The organism is Bacillus cereus group sp. MG16 (assembly GCF_040459875.1).
Lineage (GTDB): Bacteria > Bacillota > Bacilli > Bacillales > Bacillaceae_G > Bacillus_A > Bacillus_A paranthracis.
This window is the reverse complement of sequence record NZ_JARVHE010000001.1, coordinates 3,985,928-4,001,780: the sequence shown is the minus strand read 5'-3', so window position 1 is coordinate 4,001,780 and position 15,853 is coordinate 3,985,928. Positions and strand designations below refer to the sequence as shown.

Below are 15,853 nucleotides of genomic sequence, written 5' to 3'. Positions count from 1 at the left end.
GATAGCAATAAAAATATAAAAAAACAGCTAGGGGGAATTGATTGTGAGTCTGAAAAAGAAATTAGGTATGGGAGTTGCATCAGCAGCATTGGGGTTATCTTTAATTGGTGGAGGAACATTCGCATACTTTAGCGATAAAGAAGTATCGAATAATACATTTGCGGCTGGGACGTTAGATCTTACATTAGACCCTACAACGCTTGTAGATATTAAAGATTTAAAACCAGGGGATTCTGTTAAGAAAGAGTTCTTATTAAAGAATAGCGGTTCATTAACAATTAAAGACGTTAAATTAGCGACAAAGTATACTGTGAAAGATGCAAAAGGCGATAATGCTGGTGAAGACTTTGGTAAGCACATTAAAGTGAAATTCCTTTGGAACTGGGATAAACAAAGTGAACCTGTATATGAAACAACTTTAGCAGACTTACAAAAAACTGATCCAGATCTTTTAGCTAAAGACATCTTTGCTCCTGAGTGGGGAGAAAAGGGTGGATTAGAAGCTGGTACAGAGGATTATTTATGGGTACAATTTGAATTTGTAGATGATGGAAAAGACCAAAATATCTTCCAAGGTGATTCATTGAATTTAGAATGGACATTCAATGCTAACCAAGAAGCTGGCGAAGAAAAATAATAAAAAAGCGGGTATCCCCCGCTTTTTTTATAAAGAAAAAAGAAGTGCTGATTGTAAGCACTTCTTTCTATTTATTATTTTTGATCTTGCTTCCATTTTGTAAATTCAAGAAATTCACGAAATTGTTCTTTGGAGACGCCGGAGTTCATTGCATCTTTAACGAGCTGTGTCCATTCGGAGTCTAAGTGATTTTCCTTTGTTGTTTCATCATGAAGTAAAGTATCAACTGGAATTTGTAGAACTGCTGCAATTTTTTCAAGAAACTGAATGGAAGGGTTTTTTTGTAAATTTCGTTCTATAGAACTAATGTAAGATTTAGCAACGCCAGCTTTTTCGGCAAGTTCAGTTAATGAAATACCTTTTTGTAAACGCAGGCGTTTTATACGTTCTCCAATCATATTTGCGCACCTTTCTATCAATATGTCGTCGTCTTATGATGTCATTATTATAACATAAACTTCGCTAAAAAGAACAAACCTATTGAGCCTGAGTGGCCGGCTTCATACGTTGGAAAAAATGTTCGATATCTTGCAAGGCGATACCAGCGTCTAGAGCTTCAAGTATTAAATCAATCCATTCTTGATCCAATGCGTCAGTCTTATCTTTGTACAAATGTAATTCCTCCCTAATTATCGGTCATAACTGCTGCTACAGAATACGTGATAATACAATCAGATTTTGTATTTTTATGTAGTGAATTATCAAATATTTTGTAGATAAAACAAAGATAAAATCCCCATTAAATTCCCTCTATGGCGATTATAAAGTTTCTGACAAATATTTTCAATATTTTCAGAAAACATTGTTGAATTGTGATATACTCGTATGCTAACTATGAAATTTTTACAAATATATTAAAAACATTACATAATATGACTAAATATTGAAAAAATATTGAATTTTTAATAAAATTCAATTTGTAATACATATTATTTATTAGGGGAGGAAATAAGGGATGAACAAGAAACCGTTCAAAGTTTTATCATCAATTGCTTTGACAGCTGTATTAGGTCTTTCGTTCGGAGCTGGTACTCAATCTGCATATGCTGAAATGCCTGCTAATAAGACAGCTACGAGCCCAGTTGATGATCATTTAATTCCGGAAGAACGTTTAGCAGATGCGCTAAAAAAACGTGGGGTAATTGATTCGAAGGCTTCAGAGACAGAAACAAAGAAAGCTGTCGAAAAATACGTAGAGAACAAAAAGGGTGAAAATCCTGGGAAAGAAGTATCAAATGGGGACCCACTTACGAAAGAAGCATCGGACTTTTTAAAGAAAGTGAAAGATGCAAAAGCAGATACGAAAGAAAAGTTAGATAAACCTGCGACAGGAACACCTGCAGCGACAGGGCCAGTTAAGGGTGGTCTAAATGGTAAAGTACCAACATCTCCAGCAAAGCAAAAAGCGTACAACGGTGATGTTCGTAAAGATAAAGTACTCGTTCTACTCGTAGAGTACGCTGACTTTAAACATAACAATATCGATAAAGAACCTGGTTATATGTATTCGGAAGACTTTAACAAAGAACATTATGAAAAAATGTTATTCGGTAATGAGCCATTCACATTAGATGATGGAAGTAAAATTGAAACATTTAAACAGTATTATGAAGAGCAATCTGGCGGTAGTTATACAGTAGACGGAACAGTTACAAAATGGTTAACAGTTCCTGGTAAAGCTGCTGATTACGGTGCGGATGCTGCAAGCGGCGGTCATGATAATAAAGGACCAAAAGGACCACGTGATTTAGTAAAAGATGCATTAAAAGCAGCTGTAGATAGCGGTATTGATTTATCAGAGTTCGACCAATTCGATCAATACGATGTAAATGGCGATGGAAATCAAAATCAACCCGACGGTTTAATCGATCACTTAATGATTATTCATGCAGGTGTTGGACAAGAAGCAGGCGGTGGTAAATTAGGTGATGATGCAATTTGGTCACATCGCTGGACTGTTGGACCGAAACCATTCCCAATCGAAGGCACACAAGCGAAAGTTCCGTATTGGGGAGGAAAGATGGCAGCATTTGACTACACAATTGAGCCAGAAGATGGCGCAGTTGGTGTATTCGCACATGAATATGGTCATGATTTAGGTCTTCCAGATGAGTATGATACACAATATAGCGGTCAAGGTGAGCCGATTGAATCTTGGTCTATTATGAGTGGCGGTAGCTGGGCTGGTAAAATTGCAGGAACAACGCCAACAAGTTTCTCACCGCAAAATAAAGAGTTTTTCCAAAAAACAATCGGTGGTAACTGGGCAAATATCGTAGAAGTAGATTACGAGAAATTAAATAAAGGTATTGGTCTAGCAACATATTTAGACCAAAGTGTTACGAAATCTAACCGTCCAGGTATGATTCGTGTAAACTTACCTGATAAAGATGTAAAAACAATTGCCCCAGCATTTGGTAAACAGTATTACTACAGCACAAAAGGTGACGATCTTCATACGAAGATGGAAACACCACTGTTCGATTTAACGAATGCAACGACTGCAAAATTTGATTTCAAATCATTATATGAAATTGAAGCAGAGTATGACTTCCTTGAAGTACATGCTGTAACAGAAGATGGTAAACAAACGTTAATTGAAAGACTTGGTGAGAAAGCTAATAGTGGAAATGCAGATTCGACAAATGGAAAATGGATTGACAAATCATATGACTTAAGCCAATTCAAAGGTAAGAAAGTAAAATTAACATTTGATTACATTACTGATGGTGGTTTAGCATTAAATGGATTTGCGCTTGATAATGCTTCATTAATAGTAGATGGTAAAGTAGTATTCTCTGATGATGCAGAAGGGACACCACAATTAAAATTAGACGGCTTCGTTGTATCTAACGGAACTGAGAAGAAAAAACATAACTATTATGTAGAGTGGAGAAACTATGCTGGTGCAGATAACGCATTGAAATTTGCACGCGGTCCAGTATTTAACACTGGTATGGTTGTATGGTATGCGGATTCAGCTTACACAGATAACTGGGTTGGCGTACATCCAGGACACGGTTTCCTTGGCGTAGTTGATTCTCACCCAGAAGCAATTGTAGGAACTTTAAATGGTAAACCGACAGTTAAGAGTAGTACACGATTCCAAATTGCTGATGCGGCGTTCTCATTCGACAAAACACCAGCTTGGAAAGTTGTATCTCCAACGCGTGGAACATTTACGTATGATGGCTTAGCGGGTGTACCGAAGTTTGATGATTCAAAAACGTATATTAATCAACAGATTCCAGATGCAGGACGTATTTTACCGAATCTTGGCCTGAAGTTTGAAGTAGTAGGACAAGCTGATGATAATTCTGCAGGTGCTGTTCGTTTATATCGTTAATACAGTAAAACTACCGAGAGATTTTCTTTCGGTAGTTTTTTTGTGAGCAATGAATTTTATATACAAAAAGAAATTATATATAATGTAACTTTACGAATAGAAATTTATTATATATGAAGTCTATATAAATAATGAAAGAATTGGATAAAAATAGTGGGAGAAGGTGAATGAATGAGTGTTTCTTCTATTGTAAATAAACAAAAGGAATATTTTTATAATGGCCATACGAGAAGTGTAGAAGTGAGAAAGAATAATTTGAAGAAGCTTTATGAAGGCATTCAGCGTTTTGAGGAAGAAATATTTCAGGCGTTAAAATTAGATTTAAATAAGTCAGTTCATGAGTCATTTACAACGGAAGTGGGATATGTATTAAAAGAAATCTCTTTTCAATTGAAGCATATTTCATCGTGGAGTAAACCGAAGCGTGTTCGAACAGCACTTACTCATTTTGGATCAAAGGGGAAAGTAGTGCCTGAACCGTACGGTGTGACACTTATTATTGCACCGTGGAACTATCCGTTTCAATTAGCAATTGCACCGCTTGTAGGAGCTCTAGCAGCTGGAAATACAATCGTTTTAAAACCGTCGGAGTTAACGCCAAACGTTTCCAAAGTGATTACAAGGATGTTAGAGGATTTATTCCAAGAAGAGCTTGTAGCGGTAGTAGAAGGCGGCGTTGAAGAGAGTACAGCTTTGCTGAAGGAACCATTTGATTATATTTTCTTCACAGGTAGTGTGGGCGTTGGGAAAGTTGTCATGGAAGCAGCAGCAAAACAGTTGACGCCGCTTACGTTAGAACTTGGCGGGAAAAGTCCATGTATTGTACATAAAGATGCGAAAATAGATGTAACGGCAAGAAGGATTGTGTGGGGAAAGTTTTTAAATGCAGGGCAAACGTGTGTAGCACCTGATTATATGTATGTGCATGCTTCCGTGAAAGAACAGTTAATTGAAGCGTTGCGACATGAAATTGCGGAGCAGTATGGGAAAGAGCCACTGCACAATGATAATTATGTACGAATTGTGAGTGAGCGTCATTTTGAACGTTTATGTACGTTTTTGAAAGATGGGAAAACTGTAATTGGTGGGAACTATAAAAAAGAGACTTTACATATAGAACCAACAGTGTTAACTAATGTTACATGGAAAAGTTCCGTTATGGAAGATGAAATTTTTGGTCCGATTTTACCAATCATAGAGTATGACAATATAGAAGATGTAATTGGCATAATCCAGCAACATCCGAAGCCGTTAGCGTTATATGTATTTTCTGAAGATAAAGAGGTACAAAAGAAAGTAACGAGTAATATTTCGTATGGCGGAGGCTGTATTAATGATGTCGTCTATCATCTTGCAACACCATATTTACCTTTTGGTGGCGTCGGAAGTAGTGGATTAGGGAGTTATCATGGGGAAGAAAGTTTTCGGACTTTTTCACATTATAAAAGCATTTTAGCCCAATCTACGGCATTCGATATGAAAATTCGCTACTCTTCTACAAAAAGTGCTTTAAAATTCATACGAAAGTTGTTAAAATGATGATGGTGTTTATCAGTAGGCGTAGCCGTATGATAAAAGCCCCTTCGCAATGGAAGGGGTTTTTCTGTTCGACATTATGTATCAGGCGAAAATGAATCAAACATACTACATAAAGAATAGAAGTGAACGCTTGCTAAATAACCATTTTTGTTTGGATCGAAACAAAAAATAGTCTATAGAACATAAATATTTATTCATGAATATAAAAATTTAAATTTGAGGTAGATAGGACGGGAAAATGAAAAAGATTATTAAAGTTGAAGCAGTAGAAAAACATTTTGGAAATCAAGTGATTATCCCACCGCTTTCTTTAGATATTAAAGAAGGGGAATTTTTAACTATTTTAGGACCGAGTGGTTGCGGGAAAACGACGTTACTTCGTATGATCGCAGGGTTTGAAACTCCAACTAAAGGGAATCTTTTATTAGATGATGAAAAGATTAACGATTTGCCACCATATAAGCGTCATATGAACCTAGTGTTCCAACATTATGCGCTATTCCCACATATGAATGTGGAGAAAAATATTTGTTTCGGTATGAAAATGCAGAAAGTACCGGCAGCAGAGCAGAAAGAGCGTGCTGAAGAGGCAATGCGTTTAACGCAGTTACTTGAGTTCCGTAATCGTAAACCTGCAAAGCTTTCTGGTGGACAGCAGCAGCGTGTAGCAATTGCGAGAGCGATTGTAAATAACCCGCGTGTATTATTACTAGACGAGCCACTTGGAGCATTAGACTTTAAGTTAAGAAAAGACTTGCAACGTGAATTGAAAAACTTACAACGTAATTTAGGAATTACGTTCATATACGTAACGCACGACCAAGAAGAAGCGATGAGCATGAGTGATCGTATCGTTGTTATGAATAAAGGCCATATTGAACAAATCGGAACGCCGAAAGAAATTTATAATAAGCCGAAAACGTTGTTCGTTGCGACATTTATCGGTGAAAATAATATTGTGAAAAACGGGGAAGGCTATGTAGCAATTCGCCCTGAAAATGTAAAAGTGCGTTCGGTTGAAGAGCAGATTTTAAAAGAATACCACCTTGGACATATTGAAGACATTGAGTTTGTTGGAAATATGGAAAAGCTTTATGTACGTGATGAGAAAACATCAGAATTACTAATGGCATATCAAACTGCTGAAGAAGCAGCGCAGTGGAGCATTGGAGATAATGTATACGTAGGCTGGGAGCAAGAGGACGAGGTGACCTTAAATTGAAAAAAGGGAAATTACTCGCACTACCTACAGTCGCATGGCTGTTAATCTTCTTCCTAATTCCCCTTCTGTTTGTATTGGCATTTGCCTTCATGCAGCGCGGAGCATATGGGACAGTGGAAATGCAATTTACATTAGAGAACATAGCACGTGTATTTGACCCATTATATATGGGGACGTTATGGGAAACATTGAAAATTGCGGTTATTACGACAGTAATATGTTTACTAATTGGTTATCCATTTGCGTATACAATTACAATTGTTGATCGTAAATATCGTTCGATTCTTTTATTATTGGCAACGATCCCGTTTTGGATTAACTTCCTTGTTCGTTCATACGCATGGATTGTTATTTTACGTTCACAAGGTCTTGTAAACACATTGTTATTGAAGCTAGGCATTATTAGTGAACCGTTAAATTTACTATACAATACACCTTCTGTAATACTTGGGATGGTATATTCTTTATTACCATTTATGATTTTACCGGTGTATGCAGCGATTGAGCAGCTTGATAAGCGTAAGCTAGAAGCAGCTTATGATTTAGGGGCAACACCAGTAAAGGCATTTTGGAATGTTACAGTACCAATGACGATGTCAGGGATTGCTACCGGTTCTATTTTAGTGTTTGTTTCTTCTATCGGAATGTTTGTTGTATCAGACGTTATGGGTGGATCGAAAGTAGCATTAATCGGAAACGTAATTCAAAATCAATTCTTAGGAGCGCGTGATTGGCCGTTTGGATCTGCGTTATCTATGATTGTTGTTCTATTCTCTGTTCTGTTAATTTACTTATATTATCGTGCAACGAAAGTATATAAATATGATGGGAACGGAGGGGAATAGGCAAAAATGAAGAAGTTTTTAGTTTCTTATTCTTGGTTAATTTTATTGTTCTTGTATTTTCCAATGATGGTTTTAATGGTATATTCCTTCAATGATTCTCGCATTAATGCGGAATGGGAAGGGTTCACATTCCATTGGTATACAGATTTATTTCAAAAACAAGATGTTATTGATGCATTTGTAAATAGTATGACGATTGCGATCGTAACGACGATTGTAACGACTGTTCTTGGTGTGATTTTCGCAATTGCATTACATCGTTATAAATATCGTTATGAAGGGGCCATTAACGGTCTTGTGTATTTACCAATTTTAATTCCTGATATTTTAATGGGATTATCTTTACTTATTTTATTTAGTCAATTAGGTATGGAGCTTGGTAAAACAACAATTATTATTGCACACATTACTTTTAGCATTTCATTTGTTGTCGTTATTTTAGCAGCACGTCTTTCTGGTATGGGACGTGATTTAGAAGAGGCTGCGAATGATTTAGGAGCAACGCCGTGGCAAACATTTCGTTTTGTAACGTTCCCAGCGATTGCACCTGGAGTTATTTCGGCTGCATTATTAACATTCACATTATCAATTGATGATTTTGTAATTAGTTTCTTCGTATCAGGACCAGGATCAACAACATTGCCATTATACATTTACAGTATGGTTAAGCGCGGAGTATCACCAGAAATTAATGCACTTTCTACAATTTTAATTGTGGCTATCGTAGGATTAATGGTTCTATCTGAAATCTTCCGTAACAAAGGTGCAGATGGTGAAGAAAACTCTGGAGGACACCTTCCTTTATAATACGAACGATATAGAAAGTACGAGGAGGTAATAAAACCGATGAAATTAATGAAAAGATTAGCCGGCGCAGCAATTAGCTTTAGCCTTGTTGCTGGTGTACTTGCTGGTTGTGGTGAAAAAAAAGAAGAGTTAAACATTTATAGCTGGGCTGACAATTTTGATGAGCAAGTGCTAAGAGATTTTGAAAAGAAATATAACGTGAAAATTAACTATGATAAGTATGCAAGTAATGAAGAAATGTTTGCGAAATTACAAGCAGGTGGCGCGAAGTATGATTTAATTCAGCCGTCGGATTATATGGTTAAAACGATGGCGAAAATGGATTTATTAGCGCCGTTAGATAAAAAGAATATCCCAAATATCGAAAACATGATTTCTAATTTTAAAACACCTGCGTTTGATCCAGAGAATAAATATTCTTTAGTATATACTTGGGGCGTAACAGGTATTGCATACAATAAAAAGTATGTGAAGGAAGCACCTACAAGCTGGGCTGACTTATGGAATGAGAAATATAAAGGGCATGTAACTTTATTAAATGATTCTCGTGAAGTGTTAGGAATGGGTCTTAAGAAGCATGGATTCTCAAACAGCACGAAAGACGATGCACAGTTAAAGACAGCAGCAACTGATTTACAGAAGCTACTTCCAAACTTATTAGCATTTGATACAGATAATATTAAACAAAAATTCATTACAGAAGATGCTTGGATCGGAACAGTTTGGTCTGGGGATGCAGCATTTATCGCAAAAGATAATAAAGATGTAGAGTACGTTGTACCAAAAGAAGGCGGCACAATTTGGGCTGATACGTTAGCAATTCCAAAAGGTGCGAAAAACAAAGAGCTTGCAGAGAAGTTTATGAACTACTTATTAGATGAAAAAGTAAGTGTGAAAAACTACGAGTCAATTGGATACAGTAATCCAAATGAAAAAGCTCATCCTCTTCATAGTAAAGAATATCGTGAAAACCACATGATCTTCTTAACGAAAGAAGAATTAGATCGTACAGAATGGCTTGTTGATGTAGACGATAAGCTAAAAGACTACGACCGTTACTGGACAGAGTTAAAAACAAAAGGTAAATAAGTGAGAAAATGCGGTTTCTAAAGTAGAAATCGCATTTTTTCATAGTAGGAGGAAATCGTTTGAAGAAGAAGTTGCATCAATATGAGGTAATGTGTATCGGTTTATTATTTGCTGTATTTGGCATTGTTGCTTGGAGAGTACATGCTGGTGGCGTTACAGTGATGGATACATATGTCCGAGGATTAGTAAAAGAAGTACAAACAGAAGAGTCGTTTGCATTTTTCTCACATTATACAAAATTAGGGTCTGCCATTGGAATCGTAACTACGCTCATTATAAGTTTACTTGTTTTTTGGAGAAAACGTTATTTTGCTGCGATGATTGTATATCCTATGGGCATTTTAGTAACACATCTTGTGAATAAAGGAATAAAAGAAATTGTGAAAAGAGAGCGTCCTTCGTTAAACGAAGCGTTGGATGCACTTGGGTATAGCTTCCCTAGTGGGCATGCGATGTTATCTATTATGACATTCGGGTTTCTTGCTTATATCATTGCAGCAAATTTGAAGAGTGTGACCGGAAAATATGTGATAACGCTTTTCATGGGAATAGTAATCGTATCGATTGGATTAAGTAGAGTCATTTTAAATGTACATTATCCAACTGATATTTTAGCAGGCTACTGCGTAGGTGGTATTTTATTAATTATGGCGATTTATTACCATCGTTTACTTACTGAGAGGTTTGCTCTTAATAAAGAGAGATAGAAAAACGTCTAGAAAAACTATTATTATAGTTTTTCTAGACGTTTTTTGTTTGTATGAAGATGTGATACATTATAAGTAACAATTGAATGATGTAAAGTAGGTGAAAATGTGTGAAAACAAATGTACATAAAGTAGATAAGTGGGGGAAGTTAGGAGCTTTTTTGTATCAGTTTCGTTATACAGTAATTGTAGCATTATTATTGCTTGCGATAGCACTCGGTATTTTCGCTCCAAAGTTACCGGGAGTATTAGGTGGTGACGGTTTCCAAACAGAAGGAGACTATCAAAAAACGAAAGAAATTTTAGATAAAGATTTTAAGAGGTCTCAAGATACGCTGTTACTCGTTTTTGAAAAAAATAAAGGTGTTTCACATGAGGAATTTCAAAAGCAAGTAGAGGGAATTGTAAAAAATGTACAAGAGAAAGAGACATATGAATTTTTCCATCACCCAGTGCAAAATAAAGAAATGTTACAAGATGATATCGGCTATGCGACAATTTTATTTTCCGGGAAAACAAATAAAGAACGAATGGAAAAGACATTACAATTTGCTGATAAAATTGAAAAGGAAAGTAATACAGCATTAAAAGTAACACCTACAGGGTTTCCGAAAATTAATAAAGAAATTAATGAAAGAACGCAAAATGATTTAAAAGTGGCAGAGATGATTGGGTTACCAATTGCATTTCTCGTATTACTATTTTCATTCGGTAGCCTTTTGGCATCTATTTTACCAATTGTAAATGGGGCACTTAGTGTTATTAGTACGATGGGCATATTATATTTTATAGGTAGCGATAAGGAACTATCTATCTTTGTGCTAAATGTTGCACCGATGATCGGACTTGCGTTATCTATTGATTTTGCGCTATTATTTGTAAATCGTTTTCGAGAGGAAGTTGCAAAGCGAACGGTAAAAGAAGCAATAGCAATTACATATCAGACAGCAGGGCGGGCAATCGTATTTTCAGGATTATGTGTATTCGTTGGCCTATCCGGTTTGTTTTTCTTTAAAATCGATTATATTCAGTCTGTCTCAATTAGTGGAATGATTGTTGTGATTATGAGTATTGTATTCTCGCTCACACTCCTTCCAGCGTTATTATCATTAATTGGTAAACGAATATTAAAAAAGAATCAAGTAGCACATACGCCGGCAAAGGCGTGGCGTACATTTGCACAATTTGTAATGAAACACCCAATTGCGATGATTATTGTTGTTACAACATTTATTGTGATTTGTTTATTACCATTACGTACAGCTAATTTACAGTTCCCTGACGTAGAAGCTTTACCTAAACAAAGTGATACAAGAATTGCATATGAGAAGTACGAAGAGGCATTTAATAAAACTGCAAAAACACATGCTGATGCTACGTTAGTGGTAGAGACGAAAAAAGATATGAGAGAAAAAGAAAGTTTACAAAAGGTAGAAGAAGTCATTCAAAAGTTAAAAGATGATAAGAAAGTATATGAAGTAAGAAGTTTATACGACAGTTTAAATGGAATGAAATCAGATCAAGTTGCTGGGATGTTACAGTCGCCAGAAGCTGCTAAAATAGCTCCGGTATTTGAAGCGTATACGAAAGGAAATAAGACAACAATCGAAGTCTTTTTACATACAAAACCACGTACAGAAATTGGGAAACAGTGGGTTCGTGATTTTAAACAAAATTATAAAGAAACGAACGTTACATATTATCTAGGGGGAATGACGACGTTCCAACAAGAGTTAGAAGATGAAATTAAAGATAAAGTTGCAATTGGTATGTCTGTTATATTTGGATCGACTTTTGTTATATTATTATTTGCATTTCGATCTATACTCATTCCAATTAAGGCGATTATTATGAATATACTTAGTTTAAGCGCAACAATTGGAATTGTTGTTTGGTTATTTGAAGGTGGTCATTTTGGTTTAGAAGCAAGTCCAGTTCTATTTGTTTTACCAATCTTCATTTTCGGCCTCGTCTTTGGGCTTAGCATGGATTATGAAGTCTTTCTTATTTCACGTATCCATGAATTATATGAAGAAACAGGAGATAACGATCAGGCGACGTTAGAAGGACTTGTTTCAACAAGTAGAATTATTACATCAGCTGCATTAATTATGATCGTTGTAACGGGCGCATTCGCCTTTACTGATATTTTACCAGTAAGACAAATGGGGCTTGGTGTTGCATTAGCAATATTCCTTGATGCAACAATTATTCGTCTTATGCTTGTACCAAGTTTAATGAAATTGTTTGGAGACTGGAATTGGTGGTTACCATTTCGAAAGAAAAGAGAAAAATCATTATAAAAAATACTCATCTATAAGATGAGTATTTTTTTATGAATAGCAAGACCTACATTTTGCAAATAGTATGTGATAAGAACATTACATATAAGTAGGTGAAGGCAATGTTTCGTTATTTTAAGTTTAAGCTAAATGATACAGTACAGTTTGCAGAAAATGATGGGCATTTGTATCGCATTGTCGGTTATCGGTTAGAAAAAGGGTTTTATCCAAAAGATGAATGGACTCATATCATTTATGAATTGCTTAGAGATTTTGATGGGTATACGATGGATGCGGAAGAAGAGGAACTTGTCAAGGTCATTCAAGTAGAGGATGAGTATTACAAAATACAAGAAGTATCGGGCTATCGTTATCCGGTAAAAATGAAGCAAAAACAACAAGTGATGAAAACAGAAAAGATGGATGACTTATTAGATACGTATAACGATTATAAGAGATTGGCGGATTTCTTTAAAGATTTATCGTATGAACAAAAAGCGGAAGAAGTGTTGCAGGAAATGAGAAGGCGTAGAGCGTGAAGGGCAGTCTATTATAAGACTGTCCTCTATTTTTGACGGTGCATCAAAGTGTATTTTCCGTTACAATGAGAGAATCAATAGAAATAAGGTGATACAGTATGGAAACGAAGAAGAAGGGCGAATGGTGCGAAATTACTGTGCCAGCGAAATGGAATGGTATAAGCATTGAGTCGCTATTAAAAATAGAATGGGAAATACCGAAAAAGTTGTTACATCAGCTTCGTATGGAGAAAGGTGTTACTGTTAACGGAGAACAGAGAAGATGGAATGAGCTTTTAAAAGAAGACGAAAAGTTACAAGTTCATATGTTTATGGAGGAAGAATACGGTGTAGAGCCTGAATATGGTGAATTACATGTAGTATATGAAGACGATCATGTACTCATTGTCAATAAGCCTGAGAAGATGGATACGCACCCTGCTGAAAAAGGTGGGATGGGAACTCTTGCAAATCTTGTTGCCTTTCATTTTCAAATGCAAGGTTTAGAGACGAAGGTTCGTCATATTCATCGGTTAGATAAAGATACGACAGGTGGTGTCGTGTTTGCCAAACATAGAATTGCTGGTGCAATTATGGATCGTTTATTAATGGAACGAAAAATTAAAAGAACATATGCAGCTCTTGTAGAAGGCAAAGTGAAAAAGAAGCAAGGAACGATTGACGCGGCTATCGGAAGAGATCGCCATCATGCGACGAGACGACGTGTTTCTCCAAAGGGAGATCAAGCAATTACATATTATAAAGTAGAGAAGTATTTTAGAAAACAAAATGTTACGCTTGTAACGTTACAATTAGAAACTGGTAGAACCCATCAAATTCGTGTTCATATGAGCTATAATGGTAATCCGTTAGTTGGGGATGTTTTATATGGTGGAGGAACGAAATATATGTCTAGGCAAGCGTTACATGCGATGAAGATAAACTTTTTACATCCAATTACGAAAGAAGAGATTGAAGTGGATGTACCATTTCCTACAAAATTAAATGACACAATGAAAGAATTTCAAAGAGTAAATGCGTAAAGTGTAAGTTTAAATTTGAGAAAAGTAGATTTTTGCAGGAATTTCTCTAAAAGAAGCGAAGCCGTTAAGAGAAAAGAGAGGTGAGAATCACTTGATCAAATATAAATATATACTAGGAATACTTTTCGCTTGTCTTTTAGTTACTCTATGTCTCTATCCATATTTACCAGAGCATTTGGCGGTACATTGGGATGTAAATGGTCGGCCAAACGAGTTTATGAGTAAACAAGTTGTTATAGCACTTATTCCTTGTCTTATTATTTTCTTACATGGATTGATGTATATTATTTCACATAATATATATAAGTTTAATGAAGACGAGCATGTCATTATAAGTGGATTTCTAAAGACGATTACTTTATTTATGTTGTTTATCCATATGCTCATTCTCTTTATTAATTTTGGAAGCATGATATCCTTTCAAACAGGACTAACAATAGGGATTAGTATGTTTCTCTTTATGCTTAGTAAGGCGTTTAAAAAAGTTCAGAGTACGGAAAAAGACCCAATCAAATTAAAAAAGATCCGTTTAGTGAGTAGACGGATTTTTCAAGTGATGGCATGTAGTATATTGTTTTCATTGTTTTTGAACTTGAAATGGGGATTTTATGTGTTACTTAGTGTAATCAGTGGTGGTTCTATTTTGTTTATGTTTTATGCTTTATACTCATACATAATAGAAAGTTATGAAACGTAAAAAAGAGTCTTCTCATAATGAGAAGACTCTTTTTATCTATTTACTTCGTAATAAATTGTTGTGTCCAGTAGTTGCCGCTTTCTACATAGCCAACACCGATGTGAGTGAAGCCATTATTTAAGATGTTTGCACGGTGTCCAGCACTGTTCATCCAAGCTTGTACTACTTCTTCAGGTGTACGTTGGCCTTGGGCGATGTTTTCACCTGCAGATGTATAAGAAATACCAAATTTCTTCATCATGTCAAACGGAGACCCGTATGTAGGGCTGTTATGATCAAAGTAGTTATTTTTTTGCATATCTTCAGATTTAATGCGTGCTACTTTGCTTAATTCAGTGTCGATTTTTAAAGCTGGTAAACCTTGTTTTGCACGCTCAGCGTTTGTTAATTCAACAACACGTTGTTCGAACTCGCTTAAAGATTTTGCTTCTTCAGCAGGCTTTTGCTCAGCTGGTTTTTGTTCAGCCGGTTTTTGCGTATTATTGTTTTCAGCAGGCTTTTGAGCTTCAGGTTTTTGCTCAGCAGGCTTTTGAGTTTCTGGCTTAGCTGTCGGTTGCTCAGTTACAACATTTTCAGTAGGTTGTTGACCAGGAATAATGCAATTTGGTTGGAAGTTTCCTTGTTGCCATTGTGCTAATGACTCAACGCCCATAGATTGTAAGAATGCTTGTAATTCTTGTTGGCTCATTTGCTTCATCATCACTTTTGAATGCTGAATATTTTGAACCTTTATGTTAGATGGTTGTACTGTTGCAGCTTGTGCATCTAGAGAAGATACTCCTAAAGTAAGAGCCGTTGCAGCAGCTACAGATAATAAAACACGCTTTTTCATGATGTGTGTCCCCCTATATAAAGTTTTAATTTGTTTTCACACGATTTGTTTTTGACAGCCTGTCTGACTGACAAATTCATCGTAGCATAGATTTTGTGAGAAAAAAGATGGAAAAAAATTCATAGACTTAAAATTTACCTAATTTATCCTAAGAGGGGAAAAGGGGAAAAATAAGAGAAACATAGAGTATAAAAGGAATTTTCAGCATTTTTATACTTGGTTATAAGACGCTGTTTTTGGATAAATGTACCTATATTGAAAATGAAGAATCCTATTGTATCAATGGTTT

The 15,853-nt window shown here is 35.8% G+C and carries 15 protein-coding genes; 12 read left to right on the top strand and 3 right to left on the bottom strand.

Annotation, left to right across the window (positions count from 1 at the left end; genetic code table 11):
• Window positions 1-43: 43 nt before the first annotated feature.
• A complete protein-coding gene (gene calY, locus QCI73_RS20765) occupies window positions 44-637 on the top strand; it encodes a biofilm matrix protein CalY (protein ID WP_061185640.1) in 594 nt (197 codons plus the stop codon).
• 74 nt (window positions 638-711) lie between these two features.
• Here the strand turns inward: calY and QCI73_RS20760 are convergent, their stop codons facing one another.
• Window positions 712-1,035 (bottom strand): helix-turn-helix domain-containing protein, encoded by a 324-nt coding sequence (locus QCI73_RS20760; RefSeq protein ID WP_000578880.1) that lies wholly within the window; start codon window positions 1,033-1,035, stop codon window positions 712-714.
• Window positions 1,036-1,114: 79 nt separating this feature from the next.
• Window positions 1,115-1,249 (bottom strand): anti-repressor SinI family protein, encoded by a 135-nt coding sequence (locus QCI73_RS20755; RefSeq protein WP_000276215.1) that lies wholly within the window; start codon window positions 1,247-1,249, stop codon window positions 1,115-1,117.
• 343 nt (window positions 1,250-1,592) lie between these two features.
• Between QCI73_RS20755 and inhA1 the strand changes: the two genes are divergently transcribed.
• The 11 genes from inhA1 to QCI73_RS20700 all read left to right on the top strand — a co-directional run bounded on the left by inhA1 (window position 1,593) and on the right by QCI73_RS20700 (window position 14,732).
• Window positions 1,593-3,983, top strand: coding sequence for a M6 family metalloprotease immune inhibitor InhA1 (inhA1, locus tag QCI73_RS20750; RefSeq protein ID WP_353823652.1), 2,391 nt, complete (start codon window positions 1,593-1,595; stop codon window positions 3,981-3,983).
• Between the two features lie 171 nt (window positions 3,984-4,154).
• Window positions 4,155-5,522 (top strand): aldehyde dehydrogenase, encoded by a 1,368-nt coding sequence (locus tag QCI73_RS20745; RefSeq protein ID WP_353823651.1) that lies wholly within the window; start codon window positions 4,155-4,157, stop codon window positions 5,520-5,522.
• Window positions 5,523-5,760: 238 nt separating this feature from the next.
• Window positions 5,761-6,744, top strand: coding sequence for a spermidine/putrescine ABC transporter ATP-binding protein PotA (gene potA / locus QCI73_RS20740; RefSeq protein ID WP_000720320.1), 984 nt, complete (start codon window positions 5,761-5,763; stop codon window positions 6,742-6,744).
• The gene (potB, locus tag QCI73_RS20735) at window positions 6,741-7,589 is read left to right on the top strand and encodes a spermidine/putrescine ABC transporter permease PotB (protein ID WP_262725367.1); all 849 of its coding nucleotides are present in this window, start codon (window positions 6,741-6,743) and stop codon (window positions 7,587-7,589) included. The genes potA and potB overlap by 4 nt, the downstream gene beginning before the upstream one ends.
• Before the next feature lie 6 nt (window positions 7,590-7,595).
• A complete protein-coding gene (gene potC / locus QCI73_RS20730) occupies window positions 7,596-8,396 on the top strand; it encodes a spermidine/putrescine ABC transporter permease PotC (protein ID WP_000714198.1) in 801 nt (266 codons plus the stop codon).
• 39 nt (window positions 8,397-8,435) lie between these two features.
• Window positions 8,436-9,485 (top strand): spermidine/putrescine ABC transporter substrate-binding protein PotD, encoded by a 1,050-nt coding sequence (gene potD / locus QCI73_RS20725; RefSeq protein WP_262725368.1) that lies wholly within the window; start codon window positions 8,436-8,438, stop codon window positions 9,483-9,485.
• A 59-nt stretch (window positions 9,486-9,544) separates the two neighbouring features.
• Window positions 9,545-10,192: a phosphatase PAP2 family protein gene (locus QCI73_RS20720; RefSeq protein ID WP_353823650.1), complete on the top strand. Its 648-nt coding sequence runs from the start codon at window positions 9,545-9,547 to the stop codon at window positions 10,190-10,192.
• A 110-nt stretch (window positions 10,193-10,302) separates the two neighbouring features.
• Complete coding sequence (locus QCI73_RS20715; RefSeq protein ID WP_353823649.1) at window positions 10,303-12,495, top strand: MMPL family transporter; 2,193 nt, start codon at window positions 10,303-10,305, stop codon at window positions 12,493-12,495.
• A gap of 101 nt (window positions 12,496-12,596) precedes the next feature.
• Window positions 12,597-13,013: a hypothetical protein gene (locus QCI73_RS20710; RefSeq protein WP_000490288.1), complete on the top strand. Its 417-nt coding sequence runs from the start codon at window positions 12,597-12,599 to the stop codon at window positions 13,011-13,013.
• Window positions 13,014-13,111: 98 nt separating this feature from the next.
• Window positions 13,112-14,035, top strand: a complete 924-nt coding sequence (locus QCI73_RS20705) for an RluA family pseudouridine synthase (protein ID WP_353823648.1) — start codon at window positions 13,112-13,114, stop codon at window positions 14,033-14,035.
• 91 nt (window positions 14,036-14,126) lie between these two features.
• Window positions 14,127-14,732 carry a DUF1648 domain-containing protein gene (locus tag QCI73_RS20700; protein ID WP_262725371.1) on the top strand — a complete coding sequence of 202 codons (606 nt, stop codon included), beginning with the start codon at window positions 14,127-14,129 and terminating at the stop codon, window positions 14,730-14,732.
• Window positions 14,733-14,772: 40 nt separating this feature from the next.
• Here QCI73_RS20700 and QCI73_RS20695 read toward each other — a convergent pair whose 3' ends face one another.
• Complete coding sequence (locus QCI73_RS20695) at window positions 14,773-15,564, bottom strand: CAP domain-containing protein (protein WP_353823647.1); 792 nt, start codon at window positions 15,562-15,564, stop codon at window positions 14,773-14,775.
• Between the last annotated feature and the right edge of the window lie 289 nt (window positions 15,565-15,853).